The organism is Streptomyces sp. NPDC006925 (assembly GCF_042869575.1).
Classification (GTDB): Bacteria; Actinomycetota; Actinomycetes; order Streptomycetales; family Streptomycetaceae; genus Streptomyces.
The window spans coordinates 35,607-53,030 of sequence record NZ_JBIAGB010000024.1 but is presented as its reverse complement, the minus strand read 5'-3'; the positions used below and the strand labels follow the sequence as shown (position 1 = coordinate 53,030).

General features: G+C 69.4%; 22 protein-coding genes and 1 pseudogene. 9 read left to right on the top strand and 14 right to left on the bottom strand.

The annotated features are described in order from the left end of the window. Positions 1 to 74 precede the first annotated feature (74 nt). Together ACFYNS_RS25870 and ACFYNS_RS25865 are read right to left on the bottom strand one after the other, a co-directional pair. Positions 75 to 254 carry a hypothetical protein gene (locus ACFYNS_RS25870; RefSeq protein WP_388605312.1) on the bottom strand — a complete coding sequence of 60 codons (180 nt, stop codon included), beginning with the start codon at positions 252 to 254 and terminating at the stop codon, positions 75 to 77. Positions 255 to 772: 518 nt separating this feature from the next. After that, the gene (locus ACFYNS_RS25865; protein ID WP_388605310.1) at positions 773 to 1,024 is read right to left on the bottom strand and encodes a hypothetical protein; all 252 of its coding nucleotides are present in this window, start codon (positions 1,022 to 1,024) and stop codon (positions 773 to 775) included. 133 nt (positions 1,025 to 1,157) lie between these two features. Between ACFYNS_RS25865 and ACFYNS_RS25860 the strand changes: the two genes are divergently transcribed. Continuing rightward, positions 1,158 to 1,613, top strand: a complete 456-nt coding sequence (locus ACFYNS_RS25860; RefSeq protein ID WP_388605309.1) for a GNAT family N-acetyltransferase — start codon at positions 1,158 to 1,160, stop codon at positions 1,611 to 1,613. 129 nt (positions 1,614 to 1,742) lie between these two features. Here the strand turns inward: ACFYNS_RS25860 and ACFYNS_RS25855 are convergent, their stop codons facing one another. The 4 genes and pseudogenes from ACFYNS_RS25855 to ACFYNS_RS25840 all read right to left on the bottom strand — a co-directional run bounded on the left by ACFYNS_RS25855 (position 1,743) and on the right by ACFYNS_RS25840 (position 4,088). Continuing rightward, positions 1,743 to 1,943 carry a hypothetical protein gene (locus tag ACFYNS_RS25855; RefSeq protein ID WP_388605308.1) on the bottom strand — a complete coding sequence of 67 codons (201 nt, stop codon included), beginning with the start codon at positions 1,941 to 1,943 and terminating at the stop codon, positions 1,743 to 1,745. Positions 1,944 to 2,135: 192 nt separating this feature from the next. Then, positions 2,136 to 2,702, bottom strand: coding sequence for a GNAT family N-acetyltransferase (locus tag ACFYNS_RS25850; protein ID WP_388605307.1), 567 nt, complete (start codon positions 2,700 to 2,702; stop codon positions 2,136 to 2,138). Between the two features lie 53 nt (positions 2,703 to 2,755). Then, positions 2,756 to 2,946 (bottom strand): annotated as a pseudogene (locus ACFYNS_RS25845) (MerR family transcriptional regulator); the annotation flags it as partial. Positions 2,947 to 3,278: 332 nt separating this feature from the next. Next, complete coding sequence (locus ACFYNS_RS25840; protein WP_388605305.1) at positions 3,279 to 4,088, bottom strand: alpha/beta fold hydrolase; 810 nt, start codon at positions 4,086 to 4,088, stop codon at positions 3,279 to 3,281. 110 nt (positions 4,089 to 4,198) lie between these two features. Between ACFYNS_RS25840 and ACFYNS_RS25835 the strand changes: the two genes are divergently transcribed. The 5 genes from ACFYNS_RS25835 to ACFYNS_RS25815 all read left to right on the top strand — a co-directional run bounded on the left by ACFYNS_RS25835 (position 4,199) and on the right by ACFYNS_RS25815 (position 8,702). Beyond that, on the top strand, positions 4,199 to 5,026 hold the full coding sequence (locus ACFYNS_RS25835; RefSeq protein ID WP_388605303.1) for a helix-turn-helix domain-containing protein: 828 nt from the start codon (positions 4,199 to 4,201) through the stop codon (positions 5,024 to 5,026). Positions 5,027 to 5,272: 246 nt separating this feature from the next. Further along, positions 5,273 to 5,515 (top strand): hypothetical protein, encoded by a 243-nt coding sequence (locus ACFYNS_RS25830; RefSeq protein WP_069993043.1) that lies wholly within the window; start codon positions 5,273 to 5,275, stop codon positions 5,513 to 5,515. Next, positions 5,512 to 6,627 carry a hypothetical protein gene (locus ACFYNS_RS25825; protein ID WP_360290954.1) on the top strand — a complete coding sequence of 372 codons (1,116 nt, stop codon included), beginning with the start codon at positions 5,512 to 5,514 and terminating at the stop codon, positions 6,625 to 6,627. Before ACFYNS_RS25830 ends, ACFYNS_RS25825 begins: the two co-directional genes overlap by 4 nt. 440 nt (positions 6,628 to 7,067) lie before the next feature. After that, positions 7,068 to 8,171, top strand: coding sequence for a hypothetical protein (locus ACFYNS_RS25820; protein WP_388605301.1), 1,104 nt, complete (start codon positions 7,068 to 7,070; stop codon positions 8,169 to 8,171). A gap of 12 nt (positions 8,172 to 8,183) precedes the next feature. Further along, on the top strand, positions 8,184 to 8,702 hold the full coding sequence (locus ACFYNS_RS25815; protein ID WP_388605299.1) for a VOC family protein: 519 nt from the start codon (positions 8,184 to 8,186) through the stop codon (positions 8,700 to 8,702). A gap of 163 nt (positions 8,703 to 8,865) precedes the next feature. Here the strand turns inward: ACFYNS_RS25815 and ACFYNS_RS25810 are convergent, their stop codons facing one another. Next, entirely contained in the window at positions 8,866 to 9,852 is a 987-nt protein-coding gene (locus tag ACFYNS_RS25810) for an alpha/beta fold hydrolase (RefSeq protein WP_388605297.1), read from the bottom strand. A gap of 141 nt (positions 9,853 to 9,993) precedes the next feature. Here ACFYNS_RS25810 and ACFYNS_RS25805 point away from each other — a divergent pair, with 141 nt between their 5' ends. Then, the gene (locus ACFYNS_RS25805) at positions 9,994 to 10,623 is read left to right on the top strand and encodes a helix-turn-helix domain-containing protein (protein ID WP_388605294.1); all 630 of its coding nucleotides are present in this window, start codon (positions 9,994 to 9,996) and stop codon (positions 10,621 to 10,623) included. Between the two features lie 78 nt (positions 10,624 to 10,701). Then, on the top strand, positions 10,702 to 11,136 hold the full coding sequence (locus ACFYNS_RS25800; protein WP_388605292.1) for a glutaredoxin domain-containing protein: 435 nt from the start codon (positions 10,702 to 10,704) through the stop codon (positions 11,134 to 11,136). Positions 11,137 to 11,199: 63 nt separating this feature from the next. Here the strand turns inward: ACFYNS_RS25800 and ACFYNS_RS25795 are convergent, their stop codons facing one another. The 3 genes from ACFYNS_RS25795 to ACFYNS_RS25785 form a co-directional block, all read right to left on the bottom strand. Further along, entirely contained in the window at positions 11,200 to 11,976 is a 777-nt protein-coding gene (locus tag ACFYNS_RS25795; protein ID WP_388605290.1) for a hypothetical protein, read from the bottom strand. A 278-nt stretch (positions 11,977 to 12,254) separates the two neighbouring features. Next, on the bottom strand, positions 12,255 to 12,947 hold the full coding sequence (locus ACFYNS_RS25790) for a hypothetical protein (RefSeq protein ID WP_388605288.1): 693 nt from the start codon (positions 12,945 to 12,947) through the stop codon (positions 12,255 to 12,257). A gap of 197 nt (positions 12,948 to 13,144) precedes the next feature. Further along, positions 13,145 to 13,324: a transposase gene (locus ACFYNS_RS25785; protein WP_360303820.1), complete on the bottom strand. Its 180-nt coding sequence runs from the start codon at positions 13,322 to 13,324 to the stop codon at positions 13,145 to 13,147. A 289-nt stretch (positions 13,325 to 13,613) separates the two neighbouring features. On the opposite strand from ACFYNS_RS25785, the gene ACFYNS_RS25780 reads away from it, so the two are divergent. After that, the gene (locus ACFYNS_RS25780; protein WP_388605286.1) at positions 13,614 to 13,745 is read left to right on the top strand and encodes a hypothetical protein; all 132 of its coding nucleotides are present in this window, start codon (positions 13,614 to 13,616) and stop codon (positions 13,743 to 13,745) included. A gap of 33 nt (positions 13,746 to 13,778) precedes the next feature. On the opposite strand, the gene ACFYNS_RS25775 is transcribed toward ACFYNS_RS25780, so the two are convergent. The 4 genes from ACFYNS_RS25775 to ACFYNS_RS25760 all read right to left on the bottom strand — a co-directional run bounded on the left by ACFYNS_RS25775 (position 13,779) and on the right by ACFYNS_RS25760 (position 17,349). Next, entirely contained in the window at positions 13,779 to 14,555 is a 777-nt protein-coding gene (locus ACFYNS_RS25775; RefSeq protein WP_388605284.1) for a hypothetical protein, read from the bottom strand. Between the two features lie 275 nt (positions 14,556 to 14,830). Next, on the bottom strand, positions 14,831 to 15,520 hold the full coding sequence (locus tag ACFYNS_RS25770) for a hypothetical protein (protein ID WP_388605282.1): 690 nt from the start codon (positions 15,518 to 15,520) through the stop codon (positions 14,831 to 14,833). A gap of 161 nt (positions 15,521 to 15,681) precedes the next feature. Continuing rightward, the gene (panD, locus tag ACFYNS_RS25765) at positions 15,682 to 16,104 is read right to left on the bottom strand and encodes an aspartate 1-decarboxylase (RefSeq protein WP_360303826.1); all 423 of its coding nucleotides are present in this window, start codon (positions 16,102 to 16,104) and stop codon (positions 15,682 to 15,684) included. Positions 16,105 to 16,308: 204 nt separating this feature from the next. Next, positions 16,309 to 17,349: a LacI family DNA-binding transcriptional regulator gene (locus ACFYNS_RS25760; protein WP_388605279.1), complete on the bottom strand. Its 1,041-nt coding sequence runs from the start codon at positions 17,347 to 17,349 to the stop codon at positions 16,309 to 16,311. Positions 17,350 to 17,424: the final 75 nt, after the last annotated feature.

Below are 17,424 nucleotides of genomic sequence, written 5' to 3'. Positions count from 1 at the left end.
CGGTCATGGACTGCGGCCGCTCGCACGACGCATCCGTCGACCTCCCTCGACCGGCCGGAGGAGCAACGGTCCGACTACTCGTGCCCTGACGCGCTCGTAGGGTTCGTCACGAACCGGCTCAGCCGGTAGACGGTCGGGAGTTCGAGCCGACCACACAGTGTGTCGACCCGGACCATCGACTCGTCGACGCGGGCTTCTCGAAGACGCCGCAACTGTGTACGCAGCGCCACCACGTCCTGCGTTTCGAAGATCACTTCCCACCGCCCCGTGTCCGGCGCGGTGCGAGCAGTGAGCCGGAGTCTCTCGGCTTCTGGTCGCCGTCTTCGTTTCCTCTGTCCTGACACCGGCCCAGAATCACTGGTCGGTGTCAGGACAGCAAGGAGATCGGCTCCACTGCACATACCCGCTCGGTGAGTCGTCGGCAGCAGGGCCCGAGCGGCTGCACCGGACCTATCCGACCGGCGGGCCAGCATCGGCCTGGCGCCCATCAGGCCTGCTCTTCGGCCCCGCACGTATGCGGGGAACAGCCCCCTGCGGCAGGTTCTGCCCGGCCGAGAACTCCGATGCCACGGCACCCGCTTCTTCCGTGAAGCGCTCAGCGCTCGGGGTCTTCGGGGCAGGTGAGGATGACCAGGCGTCGCCAGCGGCCGACCGTGACATGGCGGGGGGTGTTGGCGTCCATGGCGGCTGCCGTCGGCCGGTCCTCCAGCGGGGTCCAGCTCCCGGTGCCGCCGTCCGGCCCGGGGCGTTCCCCGGGGACGGGAGTGCGGCTCTACGCCTCGGCCAGAATGCGCCGCCGGAGCCTGACGTCCCGCACCCGCTCGCCGCTGCGCCGCTTGGGCGGCTCGGTGCACATCGGCCACGGTTCCCCGGCCGGCCACAGCAGCGGACCGCCGACGGAGCTGTCCCGCACCCCGGGGTTTCCCGGCCGGGGGTGCAGCCGTGTGGCGGCACGCCGGTGGTGGACCAGCTCCGGGAAGAGCGCCTCGGCTTCGGCGGGACAGCGCGGTGTGGTGCGGGTCATGGCGTCCTCTCGTCGCAGGCCGTACAACTCGTCGCAGGCCGTACGACGTAGCCGCGGGGTCGGACACACAGCACGGTCCTCGGCTCCGGGCCGTTCGCCGCCTGGCGACGATGCATGGAGAGGACGTGACGCGTTGCAGATCTCGGTGGATGACCTCTCCGGGCCGGACATCGCCGGGTTCCTCGACGAGCACGTCCAGCAGATGCGGTCCCTCACGCCCCTGGAGAGCAAGCACGCCCTCGACCTCGACAGTCTCCGGAAGCCCGACGTCACCTTCTGGTCGGTCGTGGACGACGGCAGCCTGGTGGGCTGCGGTGCGCTCAAGAGGCTGGACGCGGGGCACGCGGAGTTGAAGTCGATGCGCACCCGGCCGACGCGGCAGCGAAGCGGGGTCGCCTCCACGCTGCTGGCCCACATCCTGCGCGAGGCCTCCGACATGGGGTTCACACGCCTGAGCCTGGAGACCGGCTCCGCCGAGTTCTTCCTGCCGGCCCGAAGGCTCTACGAGAAGTTCGGCTTCCGGCCCTGCGAACCCTTCGCGGACTACCGGCCCGACCCGAACAGCACCTTCATGACCAGGGTCCTTTGACCGCGCACGCCGTTCACGCGTCGCGTCGATTCCCCTGGTCACCCGTCGAGCGCAACCGTCCGCCTCTCTGGTGCTTCCGCGGCCTGTTGCCTCGGTCGTCCCGTCCGTCTCCTCTCGGACAACCCGGTCTCAGGCGGAGCGGTGCTTGCGGCGAAAGGGCGTGACGACGACTGCGTACAGCGCGAAAGCCGTGAGCCGTTGGAGGCCGGGCTCGGCGAGACTCCCACTGTGCCGGATGCCGTGGACGGCATACCAGTTGGCGGCGACATCGGTCACCATGATGAGGCAGGCCAGATCCGCGCCACGGCGTCTGCCGCCGAGCAGGAGCACCGCGGCGAGCGGATCGTGGTCGGGTGCTCAAGCCCGCCGAGTCCGCCCAGGCCCACTGGCGCGCGATCACCGCACCCCACCTCGTCGCCCTGGTCCGCGCCGCAGCCCGCTTCGAGAACGGCCATCTCCTCGAACGCCCGAGTCCCCCGCGGCATGGGCAGCCATACCCGGCCGGAAGAAGACGACTGGATCTCAGGCATCCCTGCGCCGTACATGCAGATGGCCTTCGCGGGGAAACGAGGGCGGCGCTGCGGGCAGGACTGAGTCGAGGCCGTACCGGCTCTTGTGCGCCACGCGGCAGGAGGCCGAGTTGTCCACCTGGTGCAGGAGTTCCAGACGCTCCAGCCCATCGGCGCCCAGGGCGTCGAAGGCCCAGTCGGTGAGAGCCTCCAAAGCGCGCGGTGCCACACCCCGCCCGCGGGCATGCGCCGCGGTCCAGTAACCCACCTCGGCCGACGGTTTGCCGGACGCCACTTCCTTGAGTACCGCATTGCCCACCAACTGCCCTTGGCTGCGGTCGGGTTGCGTTTCAAGAACCGCGAAACCGAAGCGATTCCCCGCTGCCCAGCCCGGCTCCTGGCCCTGCACCCACCGGATCGCATCGGCCTCGTTCTCCACAGCCGAGCTGGTCCAGTGGCGCAGTTCGGGATCTCGGAACACTTCGACGAGTGCGGCAACGTCCCCTATGCGCCAGGGGCGAAGGACGAGTGCGGGAGCGGACGGCGTCGGGCCCGCATGCAGGATGACGGTGTCGTTCACCGGCCGATTGTATTGAGGCAGGGGCCCCTACCCACGCCGACGATCCCGGCCCACTACCGCTCCACTCGGGCGCGGACGGCCTGGACAGACCAGTCGAACGCCGGCGCCAGGCTCTGCGGGGCAGGGCAGGCCAGCCGTCGATCACTGCGAGGAGCTGGCAGTACCGGTCCCGGCGCGGGTCGCTCACGCTCTCCAGCCGGGCCAGCAGCAGGCGGCGCAGCTGGGCGTCTATCGACGGCCGCCCACTCCACAGTTCTCGACAATGCCTCGAGCTGTGCGCCTGTGGACGCCAGGGTCGTACCGTCCTGAAGCGTGAGCGCCCGATGCGGCGGGACCGCGGGCACCGGGTCGCCGTCGGCCGCGTTCCGGTGCCCCGCGGCATCAGCGGCGTGAGGGACGGGCGAAGCACTTTCACCGCACCACCGGCCTCCCGTCACTCATCGAGGCCTATGCCGCCAACGCGGCCTGGCTGCGGGCCGTCGGCCGCCGTGGGCTCCGACCGAGCACCCCGTCGGCTCTCCAGGACCTTCCGGGCTCTCCCAAGGCCTTCCGGGACTCTCCGGCGGGCGCCGGGGGTCACGATCCGTCGCCAGGCCGCGCATCCGGTCGGGCAGCTCCCGGCGCGAAGGCTGTGACGGCGTCCACGAGGTCGGCCGGGGCCTCCAGCGGGATCAGGTGGCCCGTCTTCGGGATCACCATGAAGTCGGCTGCGGAGAGGTAGGGCACCAGGTTGTCGCGGAGTACGTCGACCGGCTCGACGAGGTCGTTCTCCCCGGCCACGACGAGGGCCGGGACGCTGATCATGCGGGTGTGCTCGGAGATGTCCTCAGCGATGCCGCGCAGCGGCCACTCCGTGCGGGCCGCGTCGGTGCAGGCCCGCGAATCCGTCACGATCTGCGACCTGACCGGTTCGGGCAGCTCGGTCGCGGTGAGAATGTGGTCCCGTGCCCCGGCGACGGACTCGTCGGAGTCGTAGGCATGAGAGAGACCTTCGCGGTACTCCGCGGTGACCCCCGCGGCGGGCTTCGCGGGGCCGGAACCGACGAGGACGATCCCGCGGAGGCCGGTGGGCCGGGTCGCCGCGACCAGCTGCGCCACCTTGCCCCCCATGGAGTGGCCGACGAGGACGTAGTCGGTGATGCCCGCGTCGGCGATCACCGCGAGCGTGTCGTCCGCGAGCTGACGAAGCGTGCAGGGGCCGGCCAGGTTGCTCGAACGGCTCCACCCGCGAAAGTCGGCGGTGAGCATGTCGCGCCCTGCCAAGCGCTCGACGACGAGGTCCCAGGTGCGGGCGGAACCACCCCAGTAGTGCAGGAACACCAGAGTCGGCCCAGCCCCCGAGAGGTGGTCATAAGTGGGCAGTGGCGGCTGCTGCGTCGTGTTCATCGCGTCTCTCCCGATCAGTGTTCTGGGGTATTCGGTCTACGTTCATTGCATCTCGTCAGCCGTGCCGGGGCATCGGCACGACTGGTCGTCTGATGGTGGAAACTGGACACATGACCGTGATCCGGCAGATGACCTACCACCCCGTGGGACGCCGCGCAGCCGCTGTCGAGACGATGACCCTCGACCGTCTGCGCGAGCTGAACGACGGCGGGACGCAGCGTGCCGACTTTCACGTTCTCGCTGTCGTCGACGCCGGGAACGGAGCAGTCACGGTGGACTTTCTCCGGTACCCGCTCCGGAAACGGTCCGTGGTGTGGGTCGTCCCGGGGGCGGTGCACCGGTGGGATGACATCGCCGCTCTGTCAGGGCACCTCGTGCTCTTCGTTCCGACCGCACCGGTCACCCGCGCCACCCGGGAGTTCGTCGCCTCCCCGGGCCTGGCCGCGCACTGGACCGTCCCCGACGCCGACTGGCCGTACGTCGACGCCGCGCGCAACCATCTCCTCCTCGAGACATCCGCCCCGTCCGGGGACACCCCGACCGAGCTGCCCGAGATCCTGCTCTCCGCACTCGTCGCCCGCCTCCGGCCACCGGACACCGAAGCACAGTCCACGCATCCGGTGTTCCGGCTGTTCCGGTCCAGCGTCGAAGCGCACTTCCGCGAACATCACGACGCCGGCTACTACGCGCGGGCACTGGGATACGCGCCCCGCACTCTCTCCAGAGCGGTGCAGCAGGCCACCGGCCGCACGGCGAAGGCGTTCCTCGTCGATCGGATCGTCCTGGAAGCCAAACGCCTCCTCGCGCACGACCGCCTCACCGCGGCAGCCTGCGCCCACACGCTCGGCTTCCCCGACGCATCCAACTTCTCCGTCTTCTTCCGGAAGGCGACAGGAATGCGTCCGGGTGCGTGGCAGGCGGCAGCGACCGTCGGTTGAGGGGCGTGCTCAAGAGCGGAGAACCGGGCATCGCGGGTTCCGCACCGCGAACGGGACCAACTCGCGCCCCGCCCGCCTTCCCGCCTTCCCGCCTTCCCGCCTTCCCGCCTTCCCGGGTTCCCGGGTTCCCGGGTTCCCGGGTTCAAGACGCCCCCTACCGCGAAAGTTGACGCCCGGGTGGAACCGGTGGGGGACGACGCCCGGCAGCCGCCGCCATAGCCTCGGCGCCGGAGGGGAGTTTTTCTCATGACCGACGGTGCGTACGAAGAGGCGAAGCGCGCGGTGGAGCGTATCCAGCGGCTTTCGGACGACTGCTGGCACGCGCTGGATGCTTCCTGCCAGGCCATGGACGACGACGCCTGGGTCGGCCCGGTGGCACGGCAGTTCCACGACGCCCTGCGGAGCGGTCGGCGCGAGTTGCAGGCCCAACTCGGTGAGGCGGTACGGGACGCCCGGGCGAAGCTCGCGACGATGCCGGGGAAACCATGACCTATCCGGCGGGCGACCCGAACTTCTCCGGTGCCAGGATGCCGGCGTTCGACACCCTGGTGAGCCGACATGAGCGTGCCGCGTTCCTGCTCGAACAGCTCGCCGGGGACCTGTGGAGAGAGCTGACACAGATGCGCATCGACACCACCCCGGCGCTGCGCATCCGCACCCTTGCCCAGAGCGTCCGCAGCCAGACGACGGAGCTGCAGACACGCCGGACCCGGGTGCACGACATGCAGCGGACCGGGGGCGGGGCGCGGCTGTGCACGGTCGAGGGGATCTTCTGGAGGCTGCCCGAGAAGGCTGTTCCGACACCGGTGCCGGGACAGCCGCCCCCGACCGATCCGGTGGCCCTCTCCATCGAGTTGTGGGATGCCAACCTGCTGCCGCGTACGGGGCGGCTGCGTCCGGACGGCACCCCGTTCTCGCCGAAGGAGGACGCGGTGCTCAGCTGGCTCGCCGCGCACCGCGAGAGCATCGTCGCCGAGGCCCGGAAGTGGAACATCTCCCCGCAGGCGGTCGCCGCCGCGATCTCCTGGGAGGCCATGGAGAACGTGAAGGGCATCCCCGCCGACATGCTGGCCGGGACGGGCATCGGCAACGCGGTGAAGAACGCGTCGTTCGGTCCGGGCAAGGTCCACGTCGACTTCCCGCTCGTCAACCAGGTCGAGGAGCGGGGCTATCTCCCCCGCAGAGCCGTGTGGGAGCGCGAAAAGATCCTCCGCAGCGACGAGGGGTCGATCCGCTACATCGCCGCGATCATGGGCGCCTACGCCAAAGTCACCCAGGACAGCGGGAATGGTCACTACGACATTCGCTACGACGTGCCCATGCTCACCCAGCTGTACCAGGGCAGCGACCTGAAGCAGTGGGAAGCGGCATTGGAGAAGCGGAAAGCCCGCAACGACTGGGGGAAGCTCGACCCGCAGAATCCGATGGCGCTCTGGGCGCAGCGCAACCAGGTCTTCCTCGACGCCGCGCTGCCCAAGGACCCCTGGAAGGTGAACCCCCGACCGGCGACACCGGTCCGGCCGCCCGGCCCACCACCCAGTGCCCCGGTCACCCCGACCACCCCGACGCCACGGACCGGCCCCAGCCCCACCCCGCGCTGAGCACCACGTGCCACCGGGACGGCCGGAGCTCCGGTCGCTCGACGCCGCGAGCACCGGGTCGCCGTCCGCCGCGTTCCGGTATCCCACGGCATCAGAGACGTAAGGAACCCGCGAAACACCTCACCAAGCCCCACCACCCTCCCGTCACTCGCACAGGTGAATGCCGCCAACGTGACAGGCGTGTGGGCCCGTTGACTGGCATAGGCTCCAGCCGAGAAACCCGCATCATCCGTACGACAACCGCACACACGCTGTAAGACCACCGCACACCGCACACCGCACACATGCAACGGCCCCCGGCCGGGACTGCAATCCCGATCGAGGGCCTGACCACCCAGGAAGAAAGACCCTTCCCGATGGCTGTTCAGCAGCTTAACGCGGCCGCGCCCGCGCGCCCGCCGTATCGCACCTCTCGTCCGAATTCCCGCCGCCGGTCCCCGGTGACCGCGCCGCTGACCGCACCACACCCGGGACGTGGACGTCCCGGCGTCGTCCACGTCAGGCACCGGCACCGCGAGCGCTTCACCGTCGTCGGCAACCATCTCGCCCAGCACCGCGAACTGTCGCTCCTCGCCATCGGGCTGGGGGTGCACATCCAGTCCGTACCGGACGGCACCCGCGTCGACATCAAATCGTTGACCGCCCGATTCCCGGAGGGCGAGGCACGGATCGCCGCTGCGCTGCGCGAGTTGGAGGCGTACGGCTACCTGGCGCGCACCCCGCAGCGCACGCCCGGCGGGCGGATCGTCACGCACACCGTCTCGTACGCCAACCCGGCAGTGCAGGAAGCAACGTCACCGCGGGTACCGCCGCAGCCCGCGCCGCCGCAGCCCCCGCTGTCGCCACCACCCGCCGCAGGGCCGGTACCTGCCCCGGCCCCCGCTCGGGCCCCGGACTCGGCCCCAATCCCGGCCCCGGCGCCCGTCCCGTACGCGCCCCGCAGGGCCCACGCACCGGAACCGGCAGGAACGGCACCCACCGCGACCGATCCGACCGCCGCCACCCACGCCGGCACCGCCGCAACAGTGCTCGCCGCCCTGCGCCGCGACGACGACCGGCTGCTCCTCTCCGAACGGGACGTGGCCCGCCTCTCCCCCGCCGTCGAGACCTGGCTGGCGCGGAACACCGGTCCGGAGGCCGTGCGCCGTGCGCTGACCTCGCAACTGCCCGCCGGACCGCTCCGCAGCCCCGTCGCGCTGCTCCTGCACCGGCTGACCGCCCGACTGCCCGTGCCGCTGCCCGACTCCCCTCCGCCGGGCGCCCGCCCGGACCCGTTCCAGGAGTGCCCCGACTGCGAGCGCCCCTTCCGCGCCCCCGGCCCCGGCCGGTGCCGAAGCTGCCGCACGGAAGCAGCCGAAGCGGCGGCACTGGCGGAATCGGCGGCAGTGGCAGCAGGAAGGACGCCCTTGAGGGCGCCGGACGGTGCCGATACGGGCCGGGCCTCGGAACCGGGACCATCCGCAACGGACCCTCCGCGCTCCCCGCTCCGCCCCGCTGCCCCGCTCGGATGCGGGAAACAGGCACCGCGCGAGGGAAGCCCCTGACATGATCCCCTCATGCACTCGCAGTCGAAGGTTCAGGTGCCGTCCCGCTACGCACGCGTCAACGCCTGGGTGATCAGCCACGACACCGACGCGGAAGTGCACTTCCTGGAGTCGGCGTTCGGAGCGGTCGAAACCCCGGGCTCCCGGATGCTCGACCCCGACGGCGACATCGGCCACGTCGAGGTCGAGATCGGCGAGAGCGTCCTCATGCTCTTCGACGCCAAGCCCGGCTGGCCGGCGACCCCGGCACACCTGCGCGTCTACGTCGGCGACCTCGGCGCGGCCGTGGAACGGGCCGTCGAGGCCGGTGCCCGGGTGGTGACCCGGCCGACCCTGCTCGCCTTCGGTGAGCGCGTCGCCCGCGTCCGCGACGCCCAGGGGCACCTGTGGTGGCTGCACGAACGGGTGGAGGACGTCCCGCCCGAGGATCTCGCCGAACGCTTCGCGGATCCCGCGGCCCAGGAGGCCATGGCCTACGTCCAGCGCACGCTCCGCGAGGAGATGGAGACAGGGGCGACGGACCAGGCGTGACCGGTTCGCCGTGACGGTTCGCCCGTCGTGCCGGTCCGCGGCCATCCGCGTTCCGCTCCGGCGCACCGCCGGGCGCCCATCCGCGGACTGCCTCGTCGACCCGCCCCCGGCCACACCACACCACACCAGGCGCTTCAGCCCGGTCCGTCCAGTCGAATCCGGCTCAGCCCGCGAGGGTGCCGAGCCAGCCGGTCAGCAGCCGGTTGATCTCCTCTGGGCGTTCCTGCTGGATCCAGTGGCCGCAGCCCTCCAGGAGGTGGGAGGCGGTCAGGCCCGGGAGGGTGGTGGGGAAGGCGTCGACAGCGTCGGACATCCAGGTGGTGGAGGCGTCCAGGGCGCCGCCGACGAACAGGGACGGCTGCTCGATCGGCGCTCCGCGGTAGGGGGCGAGGTCTTCCCAGTCCCGGTCCACATTGCGGTAGCGGTTGAGCGCACCGGTCAGCCTCGTACGCTCGAACTCCGCGGCGTAGACGTCGAGGTCCTCCTCGGACAGCCAGGCCGGGAGGGTGCCGACGGGAAAACGGTCACGCAACCGGCCGCCGTGGGTGACGAAGTGCGGGTCGGGCTCGCCCTGGGCCGGCATGGTGTCGGCGGACAGAGCTGCGTAGAACCCCGCGAGCCAGCCCCGGACGTCTGGCTCGATCTCCGCCTCGGCGCGGCCGGACTCCTGGAAGTAGGAGACGTAGAACTCCTGCTCCGGGCCGCCGATCCGGCCGAAGACGTCGGTGGGGCGGGGGCCGCCGGGTGGCGCGTACGGGACGCTGAGCAGGGCGACGGCCCGGAAGACCTCGGGGTGCAGCAGAGCGGAAGTGGCGGCGACGTTGGAGCCCCAGTCATGGCCCACGACCACCGCGTTCTCCTCGCCGAGGGCGTGCACGAGGGCGACGTTGTCCGCCACCAGGTCGAGCATCCGGTAGGCGTCGGTCGCCGCGGGCTTGGACGAGCGACCGTAGCCGCGCACGTCGAGCGCCACCGCCCGGTAGCCGGCCGCGGCGAGGGCCGGGAGCTGGCGCCGCCAGGAGTACCAGGACTCGGGGAAACCGTGCACGAGCAGGACCAGCGGGCCGGTGCCCTGCTCGACCAGGTGCAGGCGCCCGGCAGGGGCCTCGACCGTGCGGTGGCGGAGTGCTGCGGACGGCTCGGAAGGCATCGGATCTTCTCCTCGGATCGCGGGCGGACGCCGGTACGACCGATCATGCGGCACCGCGACCGGCCGACGCGATCACCGTTGCCAATCTGGCAAACTTGCAGGACAGAGAGGCGGAGCAGCGCGTCAGGATGGGGTGAGCAGGTGGCAGGCGACGACGTGGCCGACGCACTGGCGGCGATGGGCCCCCGGCTGCGGGCCGCGCGCGAACACCGCGGCGCCACGCTCACCGGCGTCGGCTGCGCGACCGGCATCTCCCCGAGCACCCTGTCGCGGATCGAGACCGGCCGCCGCAAGCCCACCCTGGAAGTGGTGTTGCAGTTGGCGAAGGAGTACGGCGTCTCCCTGGACGAGCTGGCCGGCACCGCCCCCGTCTCCGCCCCTGCCGCCGAGCCTCGGCCCGCCGCCGCCCGGCGTTTCGGCGACGAGAAGGCAGTGCTGCCGCTGACCCGGTACGTCGGGGGCCTGCACGCCCACAAGCACGTCCTGCCCGCCGCCCAGGAGCCGCCCGCGCGGCCCCGGCAGGTCTCGCACGACGGCTGGGAATGGCTGTGCGTCCTGTACGGGCGACTGTGGCTCGCGCTCGGCGACCAGGACCTCGTCCTGGCTTCCGGGGACGTCGCCGAGTTCGACACCCGCACACCCCACGGGGTGGCGAACACCGGTTCCGGCGGCCCGGTCGAGTACCTGATCATGTTCGGGCCACAGGGAGAGCGCCTGCGGCCACGCACCCCGCCCGCCCCGGGTCTCGGCTCCGGCTCAGGGGCGCGGTAGCGGGCCGCCCTGGATGGGACCTCTTCGTCGTCCTCGGCAGCATCGGCACCCCGAGAAGGGCCGGTAGCCTGCGTCACCATGATGCGCTCTTGGATCCTGCCGATGCTGTTCGTGCTCAGCGGCTCAGTCGTCGCGGCGGCGCAGTTCTTCGAGGGAAGCCCCGGCATCGCCGCAGCAATCCTGCTGGTCTTCCTGGCGCTCGGCGGTATGAACTCGCCCCTGATCTTCCCGAGGTCGGCCGGCGAGCCGGAAGCACGACGCCGCAGCGCGGACGACGGCCGACCGATCGTCTTCTGGCGGCCCGGCTGCGCCTACTGCATACGGCTGCGCTTCCGGCTGGGCCGCAACGCCCACCAGTTGCACTGGGTCAACATCTGGCGCGACCCGGCCGGAGCCGCAGCGGTGAGAGCAGCCAACGACGGCAACGAGACCGTGCCGACCGTCGTAGTGGCGGGCCGGCCGCACACCAACCCCGGTCCTGACTGGGTGCGCGAACAGCTCCCTTCCACCTGATCGGAACCCGCGCCTACAGCGAGGCGCCCGAAGCCACAAGCGCACAGGGGCCAGAGCACGAACTCAGTTGATGGCTTGGATTTCCTGGACGGTGACGTCCTGCCGGCCGCCGAACTCTCCGTTCGGCAGGTCCTCGGCGCCCGCACCGCCGCTGCCCTCCCACGACGCCGACCACGTCAGCGTCGAACGCAACGTATAACTCCCCCCGCCCCGAGTGGCCTTCAGATACGTCACCCCGCACGGCGGCGCCTTCTTCCCACTGCCCTTCACGTACTCCGTGCCGATGCTGCCGTCATCCTCGACACCGCACTCACCCGACCCCGGATGCAGCGTCGCACTGTCCGTGCCCGGATCCAGCTTCAGCGCCTCCGGCACCACCGTCGTCCGCGCCCAGATCTCCCGGCCCGCACCCAGATCCACCGACGCCCGCACCGACAACTTCTTGTACCGGCCCTCATCCAGCCACACCCACGTCGGCAGATTCACCGTCTGCCGGCCCGCAGGATTCATCTCCACCCGCGTATCCGGCACCCGGATCCGCGCATAGGCCAGCTTGGAGAGGATCTCCGGACTGATCGCGTTCTCCACATCCGGCACCTCCCCGTTCTTCACCCAGAACGGCAACTCCGTACACGACTGGGCCTTCGCCGCATCCTCCTCATCCGGATTCGGCACCGCCGCCCAGAACTGCCCCTCCCCCTCCTTGTCCAGATTATAGTTGTCGTAATCCCGCGACTCATACTTGTCCCGAATCGCCAGATCCGTATCCTGCTTCTGCCCGCTGTTGTCCGGATCCCGCCCCGTCACCGAAAACGGCGAATCATCAATCTTCTCCTTCAACTCCCGAGGAGAATACCTCGGCGCATACCAACACGGCGGCGGCGACCAATCCCCACCCGGAACCGAAAGATTCCCACCACCACCGCTGCCACCACTGCTGCCGCCCGCACCACTGCCGGAATAGCTGACCTCACGACGCCCACCAGCACCAGCCGCCGCCTCACCGTTATTGAAGCTTCCCAGGGAAGAATTCGAGTGCTCGTCCCCAGCCCAAGCAGGCGACACACTCCCGACGAAACTTCCCATGGCCAGGGAGATCGCGAGAAGTCGCGACGCAATCAGCCTTCGCATTTCTTCTTGCCCTCTCCCTCAAAGACAAACGTCCGAGCCTTCCAGATCCCCTGAGGTTCTTCCGGCTTCTGCATGACCAACGAGAGGCGCATGAAGTCACTCTCACTCACCTCTGTGCGACGAACTTTCCCGCTCTTGATTTCCTTGCTGAAGAATTTCCGCTGATCCATACAGAAAGAAACTTCAACTAGTCCCGAGTTGGCTACGTCGCCGATCTCAGCGTGGGAGAAGCGCTCCTTGCCGGTGACGGAGAGACTGTCCTTCACATCGGCCTTCACCTTCTTGACCGCAGCCTGCTCTGCTGTCTGCAACGGAACCACATGTCGGGCCAGCACCGGATCTTGAGGATCCTGCTTCACAGTGCCGTGATTCATCGCCCGCATATAGTCAGCGGCGCCGGCCAGCGCGGCGGCCTTGTCCGGGTCCGACGGCTGGTCCCAGTCGAACACCATCTCAAGGTCATCCGGCAACTCGATGTCTGACGTACGGAAATCACCCGCCGCATCCTTCTCACCCGGCGAACTCGACTCGACACTCGGCGACTTCTTCCCCGCGTCCTCCGCGCCGTCGATCTTGCCGCTCTTCCCGTCACCGTCGTCACCCCCACCGCACCCGGAAACAAGCAGCGCAACGGCCGCAGCAACAGCGGCCAGCGGAACAGCAGAACGGGTCGGACGCACAACAAACTCCCGGAAGCATCAGGTAACTGTCGTGCACCTGACGGTAGCAGCGCACCCAGCACCCCACCCACCGACTTCAACAGCGAGAAGCGGAGCACAACAGTCCCGACCGAGATCCCCTCAGCGTCCGCTTCGGAGGGCACAGCGGTGAACACCCTCGCCCAGGTGCCGTCGTGTGCCCATCTTCGCGAGCGGGTTCAGACACCCCTCCACGAACCGATCTTGGAAGGCATGTCCGCCCAGGGCCACCCCGTCCGGTACTTCCATGCGAGCGCCTCGATCATCTGCCGGTGATCGCGCCACGGCCCGCCATGTCGCGGAGTCCGGTCCGGAAGCAACAGCTCAATCCGCGACCAGTGCACATCAGTCAACGACATGACCGGACCAACGGCCCGTGATCCGAATGCGACGGCCTCTGTGCAGGATGTACTCGTGCTTCCTCCCCGACTGTTGTGGCGTGATCCCCGGCCCATCCCCCGGTTCAATCGGCAGGAGCCGGTAACCCAGATTGTCCGTGATCCCAGCTTCTACGAACCGAGCGATGAGGACGACTGCTCAAGGTTCTGGTACTTCTGCCAGGCCCATGACCGCCCCTACTGGCATGAGTCCTGTGGGGAAGGGCCGCACGTCATCGCACTACACTGCCAAGAGCACGGGCACGAGAGCATGTGGCCGCAACCACTGATGCTGATGCTGATGCTGATGCTGATGCTGATGCTGATGCTCCCAAAAGGATTCGCCCCGCCGCTGAGTGACGCGCAGCTGGCCTGGGTGCGGGCGCAGGGCGACGTTGTCTAGACATGAGCCGAAAGAGACGCCCTTGAACCAGGCTCAGTTGATGGCTTGGATTTCCTGGACGGTGACGTCCTGCCGGCCGCCGAACTCTCCGTTCGGCAGGTCCTCGGCACCGGCACCGCCACTGCCCTCCCACGACGCCGACCACGTCAGCGTCGAACGCAACGTGTAGCTCCCCCCGCCCCGGGTGGCCTTCAGATACGTCACCCCGCACGGCGGCGCCTTCTTCCCACTGCCCTTCACATACTCCGTGCCGATGCTGCCGTCATCCTCGACACCGCACTCACCCGAACCCGGATGCAGCCTCGCACTGTCCGTGCCCGGATCCAGCCTCAGCGCCTCCGGCACCACCGTCGTCCGCGCCCAGATCTCCCGGCCCCCACCCAGATCCACCGACGCCCGCACCGACAGCCGCTTGTACCGGCCCTCATCCAGCCACACCCACGTCGGCAGATTCACCGTCTGCCGACCCGCCGGATTCATCTCCACCCGCGTATCCGGCACCCGGATACGCGCATAGGCCAGCTTGGAGAGGATCTGCGGACTGATCGCGTTCTCCACATCCGGCACCTCCCCGTTCTCCACCCAGAACGGCAACTCCGTACACGACTGGGCCTTCGCCGCATCCTTCTCATCCGGATTCGGCACCGCCGCCCAGAACTGCCCCTCCCCCTCCTTGTCCAGATTATAATTGTCGTAATCCCGCGACTCGTACTTCTCCCGAATCGCAAGATCCGTATCCTGCTTCTGCCCACCATTATCCGGATCCCGCCCCGTCACCGAAAACGGCGAATCATCAATCTTCTCCTTCAACTCCCCAGGAGAATACCTCGGCGCATACCAACACGGCGGCGGCGACCAATCCCCACCCGGAACCGAAAGATTCCCACCATTACCATCACTACTGCCACCCGCACCACTACCGGAATAACTGACCTCCCGACCCCCACGAGCTCCAGCAGCCGCCTCACCGTTATTGAAGCTACCTCCTTCTTGGAAGGCTCCCCCGACGTCTCGTCTATCATTGTTGGCAAGCGCTGCCGGGGCAGCACCGACGAGCACGAGAACGCAAACCCCCGAGACGATCATCAGCCTTTGCACTGCTTCACCGCCTTTGGCTTGTATTGGAAGGTACGCGCCTTCCAGAGCTCCGACTCCTTCTCCTTCTCCATCACCATCGTGAATCGCATGTAGCTTGACGCATTTTCCTCCGTGCGCAGGACCTTTCCATTCTTGATCTTCTTGGCAAAGAAGTCAGACTGGTCCACGCAGAAGGAAACTTCAGCCAGGTTCTCATCGACTACATCGCCGACTTCTTCCCGGTAATAGCGGTCCTGGCCAGTAACCGTGACCTCGTCCTTGACGTGCGCCTTGACCAGCAAGGCTGCGTATTCCTGGGCGCTCTCCAAGGGGACCGTCGTCTTCGCCAGTACAGGATCCTTCGGATCCTGCTCCGCCACAGCGTGCACCTGAGCCCGCATATAGTCCGCTGCCCCGTCCAGCGCGGCCGCCTTGTCCGGGTCCGAGGGCTGGTTCCAGTCGAAGACGAGCTTCACATCGTCCGGCAACTCGATGTCGGACGTACGGAAATCACCCGCCACATCCTTCTCACCCGGCGAACTCGACTCGGCACTCGGCGACTTCTTCCCCGCGTCCTCCGCACCGTCGATCTTGCCGCTCTTCCCGTCACCGTCGTCACCCCCACCGCACCCGGAAACAAACAGCGCGGCAGCCGCAGCAACAGCGGCCAGCGGAACAGCAGAACGGGTCGGACGCACAACAAACTCCCGGAAGCATCAGGTAACTGTCGTGCACCTGACGGTAGCAGCGCACCCAGCACCCCACCCACCGACTTCAACAGCGAGAAGCGGAGCACAACAGTCCCGCCCGGAAGACGATTTCGCCGCGTGGGCGCCCCGTGGAGAGTCGGCGTCGGGGGTCAGGTCCGGGCCACCGCGTGCGGGGCGCGTTCCGTGGCGGAGCCCGGCGACGGCTCTCCGGCGTCGGCTCCCAGTGCCACGATGCGGTTGTCCGCGTCCACGTGCACCACACGCGGTTGCAGGGTGCGGGCCTCGGCGTCGTCGACCTGTGCGTAGCTGATCAGGATGACCAGGTCGCCGGGGTGTACCAGGTGGGCGGCGGCACCGTTGATGCCGATGACACCCGAGCCCGGCTCGCCCTCGATGACGTAGGTCTCCAGCCGGGAGCCGTTGGTGATGTCGACGATGTGGACCAGTTCCCCGGGGAGCAGGTCGGCGGCGGACATCAGCTCCGCGTCGATCGTGACCGAGCCGACGTAGTGCAGGTCGGCCTGGGTCACGGTGGCGCGGTGGATCTTGGACTTGAACATCGTGCGCAGCATGGCGTCACTCCAGGATGTGTGCTCCCTGCCCGCAGTGCCGCAGGTCAAGGGCGTTCCGTGGTCGAGTCGGGTTCAGGGTACTACGCGGTAGGGGCAGAGCGCCCGGGGGCGCAGCGCCCGACGGCGGCAGCGCCAGGCCTCGGCAGCGCCAGGCCTCGGCAGGGCCGGCGGCAGCGCCCGACGGCGGCAGGGCCCGGCGGCGGCCTACGCCGACTCCCGGACCACCAGCTCCGGGGCGAAGATCTCGCAGGCCGGTTCGGTGCGGTCGCCGCGGATGTGCTCGTCCAGCAGGCGGGCCATCGCGGCGGCCATCTGCTCGACGGGCTGGCGCACGGTGGTCAGCGGGGGACGGCAGGTGAGGGCGGCGCTGGAGTCGTCGAGGCCGACGACCGCGACGTCCTGCGGGATACGCCGCTCCCGCTCCCGCAGCACCTCGCAGGCGCCTTGGGCCATCAGGTCGTTCGCGGCGAACACCCCGTCAAGGTCCGGGTGCTCGTCCAGCAGGGCCGCCATGGCCGTTCTGCCGCTGTCGAGCGTGAAGGCGCCCTCGGCCACCGGGACGCTGGGGTGCCCGCGGCGGGCCATCGTGCCGCGGAAGCCGGCGAGCCGCTCCTGGCTCGCGGCGACGGCCAGCGGCCCGGCGATCGTGACGCTGCGGCGGCAGCCGCGGGCCAGCAGCCGCTCGGCGGCCAGGTGTCCGCCGTCCCGGTGGGCGAGGTCGACGGAGCTGAGCGGGAGCGGCCGGGCCGGGCGGGCGAAGAGGACGGCGGGCAGCTCCGCTTCGGCGAGCAGCGGCGGCAGCGCGTCCTCGGCGTGGGTGGAGACCACCAATGCGCCGTCCGCGCGGCCCTGGCGCAGGTAGGCCACGACGTCCCGGCGGGCCTCCGGGGTCTCCGCGAACATCAGGACCGGGTACATCGAGCGCGGGCGCAGATAGCCGGTGACGCCCGCCACCACGCGGCCGAAGAAGGGGTCGGAGAACACCCGGGAGGCGAAGGCGTCCTGTGCCTCGTCGGAGACGTCCCCGGCGCCGGAGACGACGAGGGCCACCGTTTCGGTGCGCCGGGTCACCAGCGAGCGGGCGGCCCGGTTGGGGGCGTAGCCGGTCCGTGCGACGGCCCGCCGGACGAGGTCCTGGATGGCCGGGTCCACGTTGCGGACGCCGTTGACGACGCGGGAGACCGTCGCACGGGAGACACCCGCCTCCCGTGCGACGTCCTCCAAGGTCGGTGCCCGGCTGCTCATGCCCGGCACCCTAGCGGCGGAGGCACGCGCCGTATAGAGCGCTCTCCGGACTTGCCGGCGCCGCTGCCCCCGGTA

What these genes read in the sequence shown, in the direction of transcription:
- ACFYNS_RS25865 (WP_388605310.1), bottom strand. Translation starts at nt 1,024, where the DNA reads ATGACCCGCACCACACCGCGCTGTCCCGCCGAAGCCGAGGCGCTCTTC.
- ACFYNS_RS25815 (WP_388605299.1), top strand. Translation starts at nt 8,184, where the DNA reads ATGCACTCGCAGTCGAAGGTTCAGGTGCCGTCCCGCTACGCACGCGTC.
- ACFYNS_RS25800 (WP_388605292.1), top strand. Translation starts at nt 10,702, where the DNA reads ATGATGCGCTCTTGGATCCTGCCGATGCTGTTCGTGCTCAGCGGCTCA.
- ACFYNS_RS25785 (WP_360303820.1), bottom strand. Translation starts at nt 13,324, where the DNA reads ATGTCGTTGACTGATGTGCACTGGTCGCGGATTGAGCTGTTGCTTCCG.
- ACFYNS_RS25830 (WP_069993043.1), top strand. Translation starts at nt 5,273, where the DNA reads ATGACCGACGGTGCGTACGAAGAGGCGAAGCGCGCGGTGGAGCGTATC.
- ACFYNS_RS25810 (WP_388605297.1), bottom strand. Translation starts at nt 9,852, where the DNA reads ATGCCTTCCGAGCCGTCCGCAGCACTCCGCCACCGCACGGTCGAGGCC.
- ACFYNS_RS25825 (WP_360290954.1), top strand. Translation starts at nt 5,512, where the DNA reads ATGACCTATCCGGCGGGCGACCCGAACTTCTCCGGTGCCAGGATGCCG.
- ACFYNS_RS25835 (WP_388605303.1), top strand. Translation starts at nt 4,199, where the DNA reads ATGACCGTGATCCGGCAGATGACCTACCACCCCGTGGGACGCCGCGCA.
- panD (WP_360303826.1), bottom strand. Translation starts at nt 16,104, where the DNA reads ATGCTGCGCACGATGTTCAAGTCCAAGATCCACCGCGCCACCGTGACC.
- ACFYNS_RS25780 (WP_388605286.1), top strand. Translation starts at nt 13,614, where the DNA reads ATGTGGCCGCAACCACTGATGCTGATGCTGATGCTGATGCTGATGCTG.
- ACFYNS_RS25760 (WP_388605279.1), bottom strand. Translation starts at nt 17,349, where the DNA reads ATGAGCAGCCGGGCACCGACCTTGGAGGACGTCGCACGGGAGGCGGGT.
- ACFYNS_RS25840 (WP_388605305.1), bottom strand. Translation starts at nt 4,088, where the DNA reads ATGAACACGACGCAGCAGCCGCCACTGCCCACTTATGACCACCTCTCG.